This window comes from Photorhabdus antumapuensis (assembly GCF_020387775.1).
GTDB classification, from domain to species: domain Bacteria; phylum Pseudomonadota; class Gammaproteobacteria; order Enterobacterales; family Enterobacteriaceae; genus Photorhabdus; species Photorhabdus antumapuensis.
Window position 1 is genome coordinate 15,817 of sequence record NZ_JAHZMK010000039.1, and the last position, 18,599, is coordinate 34,415.

Consider the following 18,599-nt stretch of genomic DNA (forward strand, 5'->3'; position numbering starts at 1 on the left):
TTACCTCTAATAGGTAGGCTCTTAATTATCACAGGTATTTAAAATAAACCTAATATATTCTAAAGCGAGATCATGAAATTAAGGGTAATTAAAGCATCCTATGTCACCACCCAAAAACACATTGCCATGATCATATCTTCGATTATCTTCTCATAATTATCTATTACAAGAAATATTCCCAACAATAACGTTACAATTAAAAATATAATTTTGATACCAAGGCAATCAACAAAACAAAATAAAATCAACAATAAAATCCGTTTGAGATCACACAATATAAAATAGCAACAATAATAACAAAGAAACCTAAAAAATAACTTATATGAGAATGATAACTTCCCTTATTCTATTTTAATGCATAAAAAATCCGGTATAATAAATACATACCGGATTCTCACACCAGAACTAAATAATTGAGTACCTCCTTAATATATCAGTATTACGAAGCCTCCTTGTCATAGTTGATTGTCAACGCCCTATTCAAAATCTGAGCTAAAGCGATTTTATTTTCATCCTCCTCCAATAAACTAAAATGGTTACCCGGAATAGCAATCAACTTAAGTGAAGTATCGGGCATGACCCGCTCCCAACCTAATGACGGCTCTATATTTACGGACTCCGGCTTTTCATCCATCACAAAAGAAATAGCGGGAGAAGGTTCCACCGCGTAGAACTGATGCAACGTTATTGCTAATGCCGACGGCTCATAATCCGCAACGATTTGCGCGTAATGTTCGATCTGCTCCCAACGTTTTGCAATCACATCAGCACGCAGACTTGCCGGATATAACGCCAAAGCTTGTGCCGCTACAATAACCTGCACCAAATTCAACTCATCAATTCGCCGGTATAACGCCGCAATCTCTTCTTTGTATTCCTCCCCTGATTGCCGGGCCAGCTCAGTAAAGAAATGGTATTTGGGCTGCATAGCCTCTTTGCCAAAATAATGCGGCGCCGGCGTATCAATTAACCCCAAGAAATTAACCCGCTCGCCAGCACTCAAAAGCCGCTGGACAATGGCATAAGCCAATATCCCACCGGAAGAGTAGCCACTTATCCGATATGGGCCTACGGGTTGTACCGCTTTCATCAAGGTGATCATTCTGGCAGCCTGCTCTTCCATCGTTGACATCGGTTCTTCATGAATAGACGGCCAAGGCAGCGTATAAATCGGGTAGCCCGACGGGATATGTTGAGCCAGTCCGAAAACATAGGAATAGTCACCCATGCCACTGGGAACAAAGAACAATGGCAGCCCTATTCCGTCAGGTCGTACCGATATAGCCTCGCTTTGTGGCAGAGACAATAAATCCGAGGTGATTTTCGATGCCAATTCGGACAACACCGGGAATTGGAACAAAACATTCAATGTAAAAATCAAACCCCGACCGGCGGCAAGATTCATCATTCGCATAGCAAGCAATGAGTGGCCGCCCAACGCGAAGAAATTGTCATATCGGCTAACCTGCTCAATCCCCAGCAATTCACACCAAATCGCCGTTAATACGGTTTCCGTTTCGCCTTGGGGCGCTTCATAAGCCTGATGAGCAAACGCTTCATTGTCCGGCTCCGGTAACGCACGACGATCCAACTTACCGTTTAGCGTCAATGGAAACGCGTCCAGACGCACAAAGGCTGACGGCACCATATAGTCAGGTAAAATGGCACTCAGGTGAGTACGCAGGCTATTCGCCAACCCTTCATCCGCTGGCGCCACCACATAAGCAACCAGTCGTTTGTCCTGCCCTTCCGCCTGCGCCAGCACCACAGATTGACTTACCGCAGGATGTTCCACTAACCGAGCCTCAATTTCACCCGGTTCAATACGGAAGCCCCGAATTTTCACCTGCTGGTCGTTACGCCCCAAGAATTCCAGGTTGCCATCCGGCAAGTAGCGAGCCAAATCCCCGGTGCGGTACATCCGGGCCTCTGGGTTATCACTAAACGGATCAGCAAGGAAATATTCCGTGGTCAGCTCAGGACGATTGAGATAACCCCGTGCTACACCGGCCCCGCCAATATACAATTCTCCCACTGCTCCTAGCGGTATTGGCTGACCTTGGGCATCCAACAAGTAAACACGTGTATTCGGCAGCGGACGGCCAATGATATTGGCCTGCCCTGCCATTTCGTTCAGGCAAGATATCGTCGTGGTAATCGTGGCTTCGGTAGGGCCGTAGCAATTAACCAAAACAGGGTATTCACGGTGAGCCGATAACCAACGTTGTAACTCATGATCAGATATCGTTTCCCCACCAATGCAAATAATCCTTACGCCCTGATAGATATCGCCTTCATTAACATCTGATATTATCCGCCAGAATTGGGCCGGTATTGCAATGTAGGTAATTTTATAAGACTCACACAGACGCCAGAACTCCTGCGCACTCAAGATCCATTGATTTGTCCTTAAAACTAATTGTGCCCCCTGTGTTATTGCGCAAAATATTTCTGATGCACAAACATCAAAAGAAGGGTTGCAAAATTGCAATAGACGGTCAGATGCGTTAAACGACCACTTCGTGTTCAGCGACGTAATTTGACTGACCAGTTGCCTATGTTCAACCATTACGCCCTTCGGGGTGCCGGTCGAGCCAGAGGTGTAAATCACATACGCCAGATGTCGTGAGGTTAATTCAGGTATCTGTGGATTGCTGTCTGGCTGGTCAGGCAATGTATTCGGATCAAACACGGTCAACCCAGTCAGCACGTTCTCGCCCAACACGGTACGCCCGACGTCATCGGCCAGTAAAATAACCGGTGAGACATCAGCCAAAATATGCGTTAGACGTTCGCCCGGATAATCCGGATCGAGTGGCACATACGCCGCGCCCGCTTTCAGCACCGCCAATAATCCCACTACCATTGCCGGTGAACGTGCCACGCAAATCGCCACCCGCTGGTCCGGTTCTACACTTAGCGCAATTAGCTGATGGGCTAACCGATTAGCGCGGGCATTTAATTCGGCATAACTGAAGGTTTGTGTTTCATACACTAACGCGGTCGCGTCAGGGGTTTTCTCCACCTGTTGTTCAAATAATTGATGTATACACCACGGATCAAGATATGCTGCCGTTTCCGGGGCGTTCCAAGTTTGCAGCATCAACATACTTTCAATTTCAGGCAGGATATTCAATGTCCGTACCGGCGTTTCCGGGGTCTGTTCCAATGCCGCCACCAAGCTCTCCAATGCCTGTTGCATATAGCCGCATACCCGTTCCGGCTCAAACGGTTGGACAACTTGAGCCGTCAGCCCTAGTGCGTCACCAAAATCTTCCACCGACAAGGCAAACGGATAGTTGGTAAACTCCTGCGCACCAAGGAATTCAATCCCGTCCATCGTTTCGTCCATAGAATCCAGCTGATCATTATGTCGGTAGTTCAACAGAGCGCTAAACAGTGGAACGCCATCCTGCACACCACTACAACGCTGGGCCAGCGCCAGTGAGGCATGTTCATGTTCCAACAACCCCGCTAGTCGGCGATGTACCGCCTGTACACTATCACGCACTGGCGTATCATCGATATCCAGCCGCAATGGCAAGGTATTGATAAACAGCCCCATACCGCTGTCAACCCCTTTCCCTACCGCCATGCGTCCAAATATTACGGTACCAAACACCACCTGTTCCTGTCCGCTGGTACGCGACAACACCTGCGCCCAAGCCAGATGACATAAAGCCGCCAGACTCACCCCCAAACGCCGAGCTTGACTGCGTAGACGGTCATTCAGCTCAGGTGCCAACATCCGCTGCGATTCCGTCACTTGGGAGCCATCACGATGCACCTCCGTCAATCCGAACGGCAATGTGGGTTCATCCACCTCCGCCAGCATTTCGGTAAAGAAACGGATATGTGCTTCCTGACTCACCCCCAACCGGGCCTCAGCCACCAGATTACGGAACGATACTGGAGCAGGCAGGCTCTCCTGCTGTCCGTCCAGATAAGCTTGTACTTCACGGTTCATCACGTCCAACGTGGTATGGTCGCCAATCAGATGATGCAGCAATTGCAGAACAATCCAACGGCCATCTGTTTCCTGTGCCACCACAAAGCGCAATAACGGTGCTTCGCTCAGGTCCAGACGATGGTGACGGGGATCAAAACGCTCAGTTAATTGCCCGCTAACCGATCCATCGGCTGGGTGCAGTGTCAGTTCAGTCACCGACAAGGATGCCTGACGCCAAACCACTTGGGCAGGCACTGAAAGCCCTTGCCAGATAAAGGCGGTACGCAGGATATCATGTCGATTGATCACCTGTTGCACCGCCGCCAAATAACGGTCCAGCAGAGTTCGCTCAGTAAAGACCATCTGACCGGTTAATAGATACGGGTCCCCTGCGTTTGCCAGTAAATGGTGGAACAAAATACCGTCCTGCAACGGCGACAAGGCATAGATATCCTGAATATTGGCCACCCCACCCGGCACTTGCCCGACGATGCGGTCAATGTCAGTCTGAGTCAAATCAATCAGCGGCAATATCTCCGGTGTCAACGCCGTAGTTTCCGGGGTGATGACGTTAGACGGCACGATTACGGCCTGATGCTGTCCCAACGTTTGGGCCAGATCTAACAGCACCGGAGACTGGAACAGATCACGTGCCGCCAGTGTCAACCCTAAGTGACGCAGACGTTCAATCATGCGTACAGCGAGCAATGAATGGCCGCCCAGTGCAAAAAAGCTGTCATACCGGCTGACCTGTTCCATTCCCAGCAACTCACGCCAAATCGCTGCTAGCGCCATTTCCGTTTCGCCTTGTGGCGCTGAGTAAACCTGACGGGCAACAGCTTCACTATCCGGTGCGGGTAACGCCCGACGATCCAGCTTACCGTTCGGTGTCAACGGAAACGCCTCCAGACGCACAAAGGCTGACGGCACCATATAGTCAGGCAAAATTTTACTCAGGTGATCACGCAAACGATTCACCAGCCCATCATCCGCAGGTGCCACCACATAAGCCACCAGCCGTTTGTCCGGCCCATCCCCTAACGCCAGCACAGCCGCCTCACGCACCGTCGGGTGTTCTACCAGACGCGCCTCAATTTCTCCCGGTTCAATTCGGAAGCCCCGGATTTTAACCTGCTGGTCATTACGGCCCAGGAATTCCAGATTACCGTCCGGCAAATAGCGAGCCAAATCCCCAGTGCGGTACATGCGTGCCTCCGGGTCATCACTGAACGGATCGACAAGGAAACGTTCGGCGGTTAATTCAGGGCGATTGAAATAACCTTGGGCGACCCCATCGCCACCGACATAAATCTCACCGATCACACCTGACGGTACCGGCTGACCGTAAGCATCCAGCAGATAAACACGTGTATTCGCTATCGGCCGACCAATAGGGATTCGGGTTGCTCCCAGTGGTAACGCCTTGATAGGATACATAGTGGTAAAGGTGGTTCCCTCACTCGGGCCATAAGCCTGCAATAATTGTTGTGGCGGACGATTATCCAGAACCTGAGCTATCACCTGTAAATCGGGGATGTCTCCCCCGAAAATCAGGATTTTAATTTGCGGGAGAATGGGAGATAACTCTGCCGCCAGTCGGTTAAACAACCCGATAGTCAGCCACAGAACCGTGATGCGGTGAGCCTGTAAAGCCAGGACTAACTCCGGTGGTGTCAATAACGTGGCGTGGTCAATAACCACTAAAGCACCACCGTTAAGCAACGGTGCCCAGACTTCAAACGTGCTGGCATCGAAAGCGGGATTAGCCGTAAAGGCAACCCGATCCTCCGGTCCGATGTTGGCATAACCATTATTGATGACCAACCGGACCATAGCACGATGCGGTACCAAAACCCCTTTGGGTGTACCGGTAGAACCGGAGGTATACATGATATACGCTAATTCTGTGCTGGAACGCGGCAAATCAGGGTTGATACGATCTTGCTCTCTGTTCGCACTTTTCTCATCCGAGAGACGCAACAGCGGAATAGCCAAGTTAGCCGGAATATCAGTCCGTGCATCGGTGAGCAGCAACCGGGCGGAACAATCACTTATCAACCCGTTTTTCCGCTCATCCGGCATACTGGGATCAACTGGCACGTAAACAGCGCTAGCTTTGAGGATAGCCAATTGGGCCACCACCAGTTCCATCGATCGTTCTAACAGGATCGCAACATGGTCATCCGGGCGAATCCCCTGTTCGATTAGCTGATGAGCCAACCGGTTAGCACACGTATTCAGTTCCGTATAGCTTAAGGTTTTATCTCCCGCTATCAGCGCGGTCGCCGCTGGCGTTTTCTCCACCTGCTGTTCAAACAATTGATGAATACATAACGCATCAGGATAGGCGGTTTCCGTGGCATTCCAGGTTTCCAGCAACAACGTGCGTTCCGTTTCAGGCAGGATGCTCAACGCCCGTATCGGTGCCTCCGGGGTTTGCTCCAACGCTTCTACCAGACTCTCCAGCGCCTGTTGCATATAACCGCACAGGCTTTCCGGATCAAACGGTTGCACGACCTGAGCCGTCAGCCCCAGAGATTCACCAAAATCCTCCACCGACAGCACAAATGGGTAATTGGTTCGCTCCTGTGCGTCAAGAAATTCAATACCGCTGATCAGTTCATCTGACGTTGCCGACAAAGCATTATGCCGATAGTTCAACAGGGCACTAAAGAGTGGCGTACCGCTGGCAATCCCACTGCACTGCTGGGCCAGTGCCAGTGAAGCATGCTCATGGGCTAATAATCCGGCGAGTCGGGTATGGGCAGCTTGCACGCTGGCCCGTACTGGGGTCTCATCGATATCCAGCCGCAACGGCAAAGTATTGATAAACAACCCCATACCATTGTCAGCACCATTTCCCGCCTGCATACGCCCAAACAGCACCGTACCAAACACCACTTTCTCCTGACCACTGGTACAGGATAATACCTGAGCCCAAGCCAGATGACACAGCGCCGCCAGACTGACACCCAAACGCCGAGCCTGACTACGCAAGCGGTCATTTAGCTCAGGAACCAACATCCGATGGGATTCCGTCACCTGCGAACCATCACGATGCACCTCCGTCAATCCGAACGGCAGCGTCGGTTCACCCACCGCGGCCAACATCTCGGTAAAGAAGCGAGTGTGCTCTTCCTGACTGACACCCAACCGAGCCTGCGCCACCAAATTGCGGAAAGGAACCGGCACCGGCAAGCTCTCCTCCTGACCGGTTAGATACGCTTGAACTTCGCGGTGCATCACTTCCATCGTTTCATGGTCACCGATCAAGTGATGATGCAATTCCAGTAACAACCAGCGACCATCAGTTTCCTGCGCGATAACAAAACGCAGTAGCGGCGCCTGACTCAGGTCAAGACGATGCTGACTGGGATCAAAACGCTGGGTTAACTGGTCACTAACCGAACCGTCAGCCGGGTTGAGTGTCAATTCCATCACTGACAATGGGGCCTGCCGCCAAACCACCTGTGCCGGCATTGACAATCCTTGCCAGATAAAGGCAGTACGTAAGATATCGTGCCGATCAATGATCCGTTGAATCGCCACCAAATAACGATCCAACAGCGCCCGGTCAGCAAAAACCATCTGGCTGATTAACAGATAGGGATCACCTTCATTCTCCAGCAGATGGTGGAACAAAATACCATCCTGCAACGGTGACAGCGCATAGATATCCTGAATATTCGCTATCCCGCCCGGTACCTGTCCGACGATGTCGTCAATGTCAGGCTGAGTCAAATCAATCAGCGGTAACATCGCCGGTGTCAGTACCGTCGTATCCGGTGTAATACCGTTGTCAGGCACCTGGATTTCATCATGCTGAACCAGAGACTGTGCCAGAACACAGAGTGTTGGATGTTGAAATAGCGTTTGTACCGATACGCCCAGACCGACACGCCGTAATCGTTCAATCATGCGCACGGCGAGCAGTGAATGGCCGCCCAATGCAAAGAAGCTGTCATGTCGACTAATCTGCTCAACGCCCAGTAATTCACGCCAGACAGCCGCTAGCATCGTTTCTATCTTTCCTTGCGGCGCTTCATAGACCTGACGGGCAAACGCCGCTTCCCCCGGCGCTGGTAACGCCCGGCGATCCAGCTTGCCATTCGGGGTTTGCGGGAAGCTATCCAGCTGCACAAAGGCCGCCGGTATCATATAGTCAGGTAAAACGGCACACAGGTGTTCACGTAAATCAGCAATCAATCCCTCATACGCTTCCGCCGCCACATAGGCAACCAGCCGTTTGCCCAGCTCATCATCCAGCGCCAACACCGCCGCCTCTTGCACCGCCGGGTGTTCCACCAGCCGGGTTTCAATTTCCCCTAACTCAACCCGGAAGCCGCGAATTTTAACCTGTTGGTCGTTACGACCGAAGAATTCCAGTTCACCGTCCGGCAGATAACGCGCTAAATCTCCTGTGCGATACATCCGTGCATCAGACACCGGATTAAAGGGATCGGGTATAAAACGTTCCTCGCTCAATGTCAGCCGGTTCAGATAACCCCGTGCCACCCCCACGCCACCAATATACATTTCGCCTACGCAGCCCAATGGCACAGGTTGCTTGTTTCTGTCCAGTAAGTAGACGCGAGTATTCCTAATCGGCCGACCGATAGAACGATCGTCTTCTGGGGATAATATTGCTTTACAGGTCGCCGTCACGGTGTTTTCCGTCGGGCCATACGCGTTCAATAGCTGGAGTTGGTAGGTTTCCTGCCTAAACCAGTCCTGAATGGCGTTCCTTTTGACCGCCTCACTGCCAATGATAATGAGCCTGAGATCATCCGGCAGCGGTAATCCGTTGTCTTTGGCCGCCAGCTCAGACCAGAATAAAGTCGGCAGAAACATCACCGTGATACGATTCTGCCGGGCTAAGGCAATAAATTCCGGCATTGAAGCCAGCCAGCTATCATCGCGAATAACTAACGTAGCTCCGTTGCATAATGACGAGAAGCACTCTTCCACTGAAACATCAAACGCAAAAGCGGCAAATTGCAACACCCGGTCTTGCTCGGTGACAGCATAGAGTTCATTAACCCCCAGATAACGCTGATACACCGCCTGATGTTCTACCATCACCCCTTTCGGCTGCCCGGTTGAACCGGAGGTATAAATGATGTAAGCCAAGTGCTGTGGCGTCAACTCCGGGACCTGCGGGTTACTATCCGGCAGGTCAGGCTGGATATTCGGGTCAAGTACCGTCAGCCCGGCCAGCGCCTCGTCACCCAGTGCAACCTGTCCGGTCGCATCAGCCAATACCACTGATGGGGCGGTATCATTCAGGATATACGTCAGACGCTCCCCCGGGTAAGTTGGGTCCAGCGGCACATAGGCCCCACCCGCTTTCAGCACCGCCAACAATGCCACCACCATTGTCGGGGATCGAGCCACGCAAATGGCTACCGGCTGATCCGGGGTTACGCCAAACGCAATCAGTTGATGGGCAAGGCGGTTGGCACAGGCATTTAATTCGGCATAACTCAGCGTCTGCTCTTGATACACCAGCGCCGTGGCCTGCGGGGTTTTCTCCACCTGTTGTTCAAACAATTGATGAATACATAACGCCTCAGGATACGGGCTCTCCGTGGCGTTCCAGGTTTCCAGTAACAACGTGCGTTCCGTTTCAGGCAAGATATTCAATGCTCGTACCGGTGTCTCTGGGGCCTGTTCAAGCGCCTCGACCAAACTCTCCAGCGCCTGCTGCATATAACTGCACAAGCTTTCCGGCTTAAACGGTTGCACCACATGAGCGATCAGCCCCAACGTGGCACCATCGTCCTCTACCGACATTCCAAAAGGATAGTTAGTGCTCTCCTGTTCGCCCAGAAATTCAATCCCGTCTATCGTTTCATCCAAAGGATCAAGCTGATCATTATGTCGATAGTTCATTAGGGCACTAAAAAGTGGCGTACCGCTGGCAACCCCACTGCATCTCTGAGCCAACGCCAGTGAAGCATGCTCATGTTCCAACAATCCCGCCAGCCGGGTATGTACGGCCTGTACACTATCACTCACCGGCGTATCATCGATATCCAGCCGTAACGGCAGGGTATTGATAAACAGCCCCATACCATTGTCAGCCCCTTCTCCCGCCGCCATGCGCCCAAATAGTACCGTGCCAAACACCACTTTTTCCTGACCACTGGTACACGACAGTACCTGTGCCCAGGCCAGATGACACAACGCCGCCAAACTGACCCCCAAACGCCGGGCTTGGCTACGCAGACGGTCATTCAAGCTGGTTGTCAGCATCCGGTGAAATGCTATCTCCTGCGATCCATCACGATGCACATCCGCCAGCCCGAACGGCAGCGTGGGCTCATCCACCGCCGCCAACATGTCAGTAAAGAAGCGGATATGCGCTTCCTGACTCACCCCTAACCGGGCTTGAGCCACCAAATTGCGGAAAGGAGCCGGGTCAGGCAGGCGATTCCCTTGCCCGGCAAGGTACGCCTGCACTTCACGGTTCATCACTTTCATGGTGGTATGGTCACCAATCAAGTGATGTTGCAATTCCAGTAACAACCATCGGCCATCGGTCTCCTGCGCCACCACAAAACGTAACAGCGGTGCCTGAGCCAAATCGAGACGATAATGACGGGGATCAAAACGTCGAGCCAGTTGATCGCTAACCGGCCCATCAACCGGGTCCAGCGTCAATTCAGTCACTAATAAAGACGTTTGACGCCAGACGACCTGTGCTGGCACTGACAATCCTTGCCAGATAAAGGCGGTGCGCAGAATATCGTGGCGATCAATCACCTGTTGCACTGCCGCTAAATAACGATCTAGCAGAGACCGGTCAGCAAAGGCCATCTGACTGACCACCAGATAAGGATCACCTTCGTTTGCCAGTAAGTGGTGGAACAAAATACCGTCCTGCAACGGTGACAAGGCATAGATATCCTGAATATTCGTCATCCCACCCGGCACCTGCCCGACGATACGGTCAATCTCAGCCTGAGTCAGATCAATCAGCGGCAATATCTCTGGAGTGATTTTCGTCGTCGCTGACGTAATCACATTCGGTGGCACCACCATAACCGGGTGCTGCCCCAGTGTTTGTGCCAATTCAAACAACACTGGCGACTGGAACAAGTCACGCACTGCCAGCGTCAACCCCAAGTGACGCAGGTGTTCAACCATCCGTACAGCGAGTAACGAGTGGCCGCCCAAGGCAAAAAAGCTGTCATATCGGCTGACCTGTTCGATCCCCAGTAATTCACGCCAAATTGCTGCCAGCGCCATTTCCGTTTCGCCTTGTGGCGCAGCATAAACCTGACGAGCCAAAGCTTCATTGTCCGGTGCCGGCAATGCCCGACGATCCAACTTACCGTTCGAGGTCAACGGAAATACATCCAGACGCACAAAAGCTGTCGGCACCATGTAATCCGGTAAAATGGCACTCAAGTGATCACGCAGACCAATCGCCAGCCCCTCATGGGCTTCTGCCACCACATAGGCCACTAGCCGTTTGTCCGGCCCATCACCCAGCACCAACACCGCCGCCTCACGCACCGCCGGATGCTCTACCAGACGCGTCTCAATTTCACCCGGTTCAATGCGGAAGCCACGGATTTTAACCTGCTGGTCATTACGGCCTAGGAATTCCAGATTGCCATCCGGCAGATAACGGGCTAAATCCCCGGTCCGGTACATGCGCGCATCCGGTTGATCACTAAATGGATCTGTCAGGAAACGTTCAGCCGTCTGGTCAGGGCGATTAAGATAGCCACAAGCAACCCCATCTCCCCCCACATAAATCTCACCGATCGCACCTGATGGTACCGGCAAACCGTAAGCATCCAGCAGATAAATACGTGTATTGGCTATCGGTCGGCCAATGGGGATTCGGGTCACTCCCTGCGCTAATGCCACGATAGGGTACATGGTGGTAAAAGTGGTTCCCTCACTTGGACCATAAGCTTGTAATAATTGTTGTGGCGGACGATTATCCAGAACCTGAGCAATCACATGTAAATCGGGGATATCTCCCCCGAAAATCAGGATGTTAATCTGCGGAAGAACCGAGGATAACTCTGCCGCCAGCCGGTTAAACAATCCGATAGTCAGCCACAGCACTGTGATGTGGTGAGCCTGTAAAACCCGGACTAACTCCGGTGGTGTTAATAACGTGGCGCGATCGATAACCACTAACGCCCCGCCATTGAGCAACGGTGCCCAGACTTCAAATGTACTGGCATCGAAAGCCGGATTAGCTGTAAAGGCAACCCGGTCATCTTGGCCGATTTCAGCATAGCCATTATTAATGACCAACCGAACCACAGCACGATGCGGTACCAACACCCCTTTGGGTGTACCGGTAGAACCGGAGGTGTACATGATATACGCTAAATCGGCGCTGGAATGCGGTAAATCGGGGTTGAGGCAATCTTCCTCTTTGTTCGTGTCTGTCTCATCTGAGAAACGAAGCAGCGGAACAGCCAGGTTAGCCGGCATATCCGTCTGTGTATCGGTGAGCAGCAACCGAGCGGAACAATCATTTATCAACCCGTTTTTCCGCTCATCCGGCACACTGGGATCAACCGGTACGTAAACGGCGCCGACTTTAAGAATCGCCAACTGGGCCACCACCAGTTCTATCGATCGCTCTAACAGGAGCGCAATATGATCACCGGGATAAACCCCTTGTTCGATTAACTGATGAGCCAACTGGTTAGCACGCGTATTCAGTTCCCTATAGCTTAGCGTTTTATCTCCGGCTATCAGCGCCGTCGCCGCTGGAGTTTTCGCCACCTGCTGTTCAAACAACTGATGGACACATAACTGATCAGGATAGACGGTTTCCGTGGCGTTCCAGGTTTCCAGCAACAAGGTACGCTCCGCTTCCGGCAGGATTTCCAATCCCCGAACGGGCATTTCTGGGGCTTGCTCCAGGGCTTCCACCAGACTCTCCAGTGCCTGTTGCATATAACCGCATAGGCTTTCCGGATCAAACGGCTGTACTACTTGAGCAGTCAGACCCAGCGTAGAGCCACCGTCTTCCACCGACAGCACAAACGGATAGTTAGTACGCTCCTGTTCGCCCAAGAATTCAATCCCGGCCATCGTTTCATCCAAAGGATCTGGCTGCTCATTATGGCGATAGTTCAACAGAGCACTAAAGAGTGGCACACCGCTGTCAACCCCACTGCATCGTTGAGCCAACGCCAACGGAGCATGCTCATGCTCCAACAACCCGGCCAGTCGCAGATGCACCTCCCGCACACTGTCCTGTACCGGGGTCTCATCGATATCCAGCCGCAGTGGTAAGGTATTGATAAACAACCCCATCCCTTCCCCCACGGCCATGCGCCCAAACAGGACGGTACCAAACACCACTTTCTCCTGCCCGCTGGTGCGCGATAACACCTGCGCCCAAGCCAGATGACACAACGCCGCCAGACTGACGCCCAAACGTCGAGCCTGACCACGCAGACGGTGATTTAGCTCAGGAACCAACATCCGGTGAGATTCGGTCTTCTGAGATCCATCACGATGCACACCCGTCAGCCCGAACGGCAGCGTGGGTTCATCCACTGCCGCCAACATGTCCGTGAAGAAACGGCTATGCGCTTCCTGACTCACCCCAAGCCGAGCCTCAGCCACCAGATTACGGAACGGCACCGGAGCAGGTAGGCACTCCTCCTGTCCGGCAAAATAAGCCTGCACTTCACGGTGCATCACTTCCATCGTTTCATGGTCACCAATCAAGTGATGCTGTAATTCCAGTAAAAACCAGCGACCATCGGTTTCCTGAGCGACAACAAAATGCAGTAGCGGTGCCTGACTCAAGTCAAGACGATATTGAACAGGATCAAAACGCCGGGTTAACTGGTCAATGACTGGGCCATCAGCCGGGTCCAGCTTCAGTTCAGTCACCGGCAAGGTCGCCTGACGCCAGACCACCTGCGCCGGTACTGATAATCCTTGCCAGATAAACGCCGTCCGCAAGATGTCATGGCGATCAACCGCCTGTTGTACCGCCGCCAGATAACGGTCCAGCAAAGACCGATTAGCAAAAGCCACCGGATAGAGCACCAGATAGGGGTCACCTTCCTGTTCCAACAGGTGGTGGAATAGGATGCCGTTCTGTAGCGGCGACAACGCATAGATATCCTGAATATGAGTCATTCCCCCCGGTACCTGCTCGACGATGCGGTCAATGTCAGTCTGAACCAAATCAATCAGCGGCAACATCTCCGGCGTCAGCGCCGTGGTGGCTGGAGTGATGACGTTAGGCGGTACTATCACAGCCTGATGCTGTCCCAACGTTTGAGCCAACACTGACAGCACCGGAGACTGGAACAGATCACGCGCCGTCAGTGCCAAACCCAAGTGGCGCAAGCGCTCAATCATCTGCACGCCGAGTAGGGAATGACCGCCCAACGCAAAGAAACTGTCATGCCGGCTTATTTGTTCAATGCCCAATAACTCACGCCAGATGTCCGCCAGCGTGATCTCAGCCTTCCCTTGTGGGGCTTCATAAATCTGACGGGCAAAATCGTTTTCCCCGGGCGCAGGCAACGCCCGACGATCCAACTTGCCGCTCGGGGTCTGCGGGAAGGTATCCAGACGCACAAAGGCCGCCGGCACCATATAGTCAGGCAAAATGGCACTCAGGTATTCACGCAAATCAGCAGCCAATCGCTCATTCGCTTCCGCCTCCACATAAGCCACCAGCCGTTTGCCCTGATCGCCGTCCAGTGCCAACACCGCCGCCTCCCGTACCGCCGGGTGTTCCGTCAGTCGGGTTTCAATTTCCCCCAATTCAATCCGAAAACCGCGAATTTTAACCTGCTCATCGTTACGGCCCAGAAATTCCAGGTCACCGTCCGGCAGGTAGCGGGCCAAATCCCCAGAGCGATACATCCGTTCACCAGATACCGGACTAAAAGTATCCAGCATAAAACGTTCCACACTCAACGCCGGCCGGTTCAGATAACCTCGTGCCACACCCACGCCACCAATATACATCTCGCCCACGCAACCTACCGGTACCAGTTCGCCATATTTGTCCAGCAGGTAGATACGGGCATTCTTAGCCGGTCTGCCGATAGAACGGACATCCTCCGGCGATAACACGTCCTTATAGGTCACCGTCACGGTGTTTTCCGTCGGACCATAACCATTCAACAACCGAGGCCGGTGGCCTGCTTGTCTAAACCAGTCCTGAATGGCACTCTTTTTCACCGCCTCACCCCCAATGATGATGAGCCGGAGACAATCTGGCAGCGGTAATCCATTATCTCTGGCTGCCAATTCAGACCAGAATAAAGTCGGCAGTGACATCACCGTAATACGATATTGTCGGGTTAAAGCAACAAATTCTGGTATCGACGCCAGCCAGCTATCATCCCGGATAACCAGTGTGGCGCCGTTGCATAATGACGAGAAAAAATCTTCCACTGAGACATCAAACGCAAACGCGGCAAATTGCAATACCCGGTCTTGTGCGGTGACAGCGTAGGTATCATTAAAACCCAGATAACGTTGATAAATCGCCTGATGCTCTACCATCACCCCTTTCGGCTGCCCGGTTGAGCCGGAGGTGTAAATGACATAAGCCAGATGCTGTGGCGTTAACGCTGGGATCTGCGGATTGCTGTCGGGCTGGTCAAGTTGGATATTCGGATCAAATACCGTCACGCCTACCAGCGCCTGTTCGCCCAGCGCCGCTCGACCAGCTTCATCAACCAGTACCACTGACGGGGCACTATCATTCAGGATATACACCAGACGTTCCCGCGGATAAGTTGAATCCAGCGGCACATAAGCCCCGCCGGCTTTCAGTACCGCCAGCAATGTCACCACCATCATCGGGGAACGTTCCACACAAATCGCTACCCGCCGGTCCGGTGTAACGCCCAGCGCAATCAGTTGATGAGCCAGCCGGTTAGCACGGGTATTCAATTCCGCATAACTGAGGGTCTGTTCTTGATATTCTAATGCCGTGGCATGCGGGGCTTGCGCTGCCTGTTGTTCAAACAATTGATGAATACATAATGGGTCAGGATAAGGGCTTTCCGTGGCATTCCAGGTTTCCAGTAACAAGCTACGTTCAGCCTCAGATAACAAATTAAGCTGCCAGATAGGAACTGCCTCTCCCTGCCCTTTTGACGCTGCCAGCATCTGTAAATGTTCACCCATGCGCAGAACCACTTCCGTGCTCAGGCGATTTTTATCATAGATCCAACGAAAACCACCCTGCGCATTGATTTGGAGCGTCAGCAATTCGCCGGGCACCGCCTGATCACACGGTCTATCCTCCGTTATGGCAGCAACGGCGATCCGCCACAGCCGACGAGTTGACGCCGAGATAACCTGTAATGAAAGAGAACGGGCAAGAAAATCATGACTCAATGTACGATGCCGGGCCAACTGGGCAAGCTCACCATCCAGCCAGTTAGCTACCACATGCCACGGCTTATCAAACGCCACCTCAACGACCATTGGCACCACCGGTGCCAGATCTGCCGAGGTATCGCTTACGCCATCCACACACCAACCGATTTGGAATGTAGTCTGCTGAGTCAAACGCGCAAGATAGATAACGAATGCCTGTAACAACGTTCGCAGTGGCTCTTCTTCACCATTTTTTGGCAATGGGGAGTGCCAGTCACTGATTACCCAGTAGGGTTCCGCTTGCTCTCCGGCGGTTTCGAAAGGTAATTGAAGGGGTTGCAAAGCAGCAAGGCGTTCATACCAAAATGATTCACTGGAAGTAAACGTCTGGGGAATATTCTTTACATTCTGAGTCGGTGGTAAAGTGTCATTTACGTTGGTTATATTTTCTGACGTCTGAGAGAGGAGTTCAGCTTTAAAAGCACTTCCTGCTTGAGCAATGCTATCTTTCATTTACGACCTCAACGAATCTGTTAGAAATTTGAAAACTGTCATGTCTGACAGCCATCACACATATTTCTTTCTTACTTCTTGCCCCCAAGAAATAAAAACCGATACATCTGACATCAATTCAAAATATGCAGATACGGGATGCCATAGCCCGGTTAATAACGACTAATTAACAAATTTTTGACACTAATTTTCCTGACAGTGAAATCAATAATTCATCTTATAATCTGGAATAAAACATTCTATTTTTGTCCCTGTTTTTTAGATAGGCCCGATTAATTGACTGCCATTTTAATTAGTTGATACTGAATTCCATCATTAAAAATGGAACCGTTAACTGCATTTAATTATGTATAAATACCAAATCACCATTGTATTTTATCTATTCTCTATTAATATCTAATTGAAATTATTTCAGAAACAAATGACGTATTTACCAAGAAAAACCGAATAAATTAACCTGCAATTATCAAAAAGTTTACTTCGATAATTACCTATAAAATAAGTTCCTTATATTAACAATGAACAAACACCTCAATCACAAATGAAATTATTAAATATTTACAAGCCCACCCTATATATTCAATTATTTGAAAATATAAGATGGGTTAAAAATAATTCATAACACACTATTTTTCAACAAATAAATAATATCATTAATGTAAATACCGTAAACAAACCAATACAAATTAAAATTAAATTCATTATATTATTTTATAATAATAAGATGATAAAACCAATATAAACATTATTACATTCAATACCATAGAGAAACAATTTAAAACTAGAAATGACTTTATTACACACTATCCCACAACAAATATTATTTTTATAAAACAATAGGTTATGCAGTGAACCATTAATTAAAAGACAATATATCTCAAGTAAATCGTTCTACAAGGTAATTTACTTGATGCCCTGCGACATTTATTAACCTGTAGTTTTATTCTAATATTGTTTAATTTCCATACAGCAGGAAAATATATAGAGATTATATTATTCAATTTTCATGTTGATTATCACTCGTTATTTTAATGTCAAAACCAGACTTTTAATTAAATTAACCAATATTAACAACGAAAAACATACGGTTATTTTTAAGATTCACATTAATTACTCTTAATAATTTATAAAAATAAAAACCACACAATGAAACATATTTTTATATATAGAAAAGAAAACCAGATTAGATTAAACCCCAATCAATAATAACAAAAACTTGACTAAATAACTCATATGGTAATTATCACTTCTCTTATTTTTTTGAAATGGCAGATTCACATAATAAGTGCAACATCGTTACTCTGGAAGTAAACACATCCGTATTCCTTTAAATAATTCATTGGGTGTTTTACCACCCAAAATTTTTCGGGGGCGATTACTTAATCGGTTTACCACAAAATTTATTTCCTGCTTAGAGGCTTCATTAAGTTTGGTTCCCTTTGGAAAGTATTGCCTGATTAACCCATTAATATTTTCATTGCTCTCCCCTTTCCCAGGGAGAGCAATGACGACAACAAATCATGCTATTTATCCCATACAATTATAAAGGATTTAGGTTAAGTGATCTTCTGGCAGATCGAGCGGTAGGTAAAAAGCAAGATTAGCATGGATAAATCCTCACATAATCAGAAAAGATAATATCTCATCACCGATTTACGACAATCATCACTTTGCCAGTGATTTCATCCTGAAATAAAACATCATAAATGTGATATGCATCACATAATTAATACAAAAAGTGAAATTAATTTGAAATTATCAGCATTAGTTATTAAATGATTAATATTAA

At 50.0% G+C, this 18,599-nt stretch carries 1 protein-coding gene and 1 pseudogene; both read right to left on the reverse strand.

Annotated elements, in window-relative coordinates; translation table 11 throughout:
• Positions 1 to 439: 439 nt before the first annotated feature.
• The gene (locus tag KZ793_RS15375; RefSeq protein WP_225816143.1) at positions 440 to 16,810 is read right to left on the reverse strand and encodes a non-ribosomal peptide synthetase; all 16,371 of its coding nucleotides are present in this window, start codon (positions 16,808 to 16,810) and stop codon (positions 440 to 442) included.
• 1,296 nt (positions 16,811 to 18,106) lie between these two features.
• Positions 18,107 to 18,311 (reverse strand): annotated as a pseudogene (locus KZ793_RS15380) (transposase); the annotation flags it as partial.
• Positions 18,312 to 18,599 lie beyond the last annotated feature (288 nt).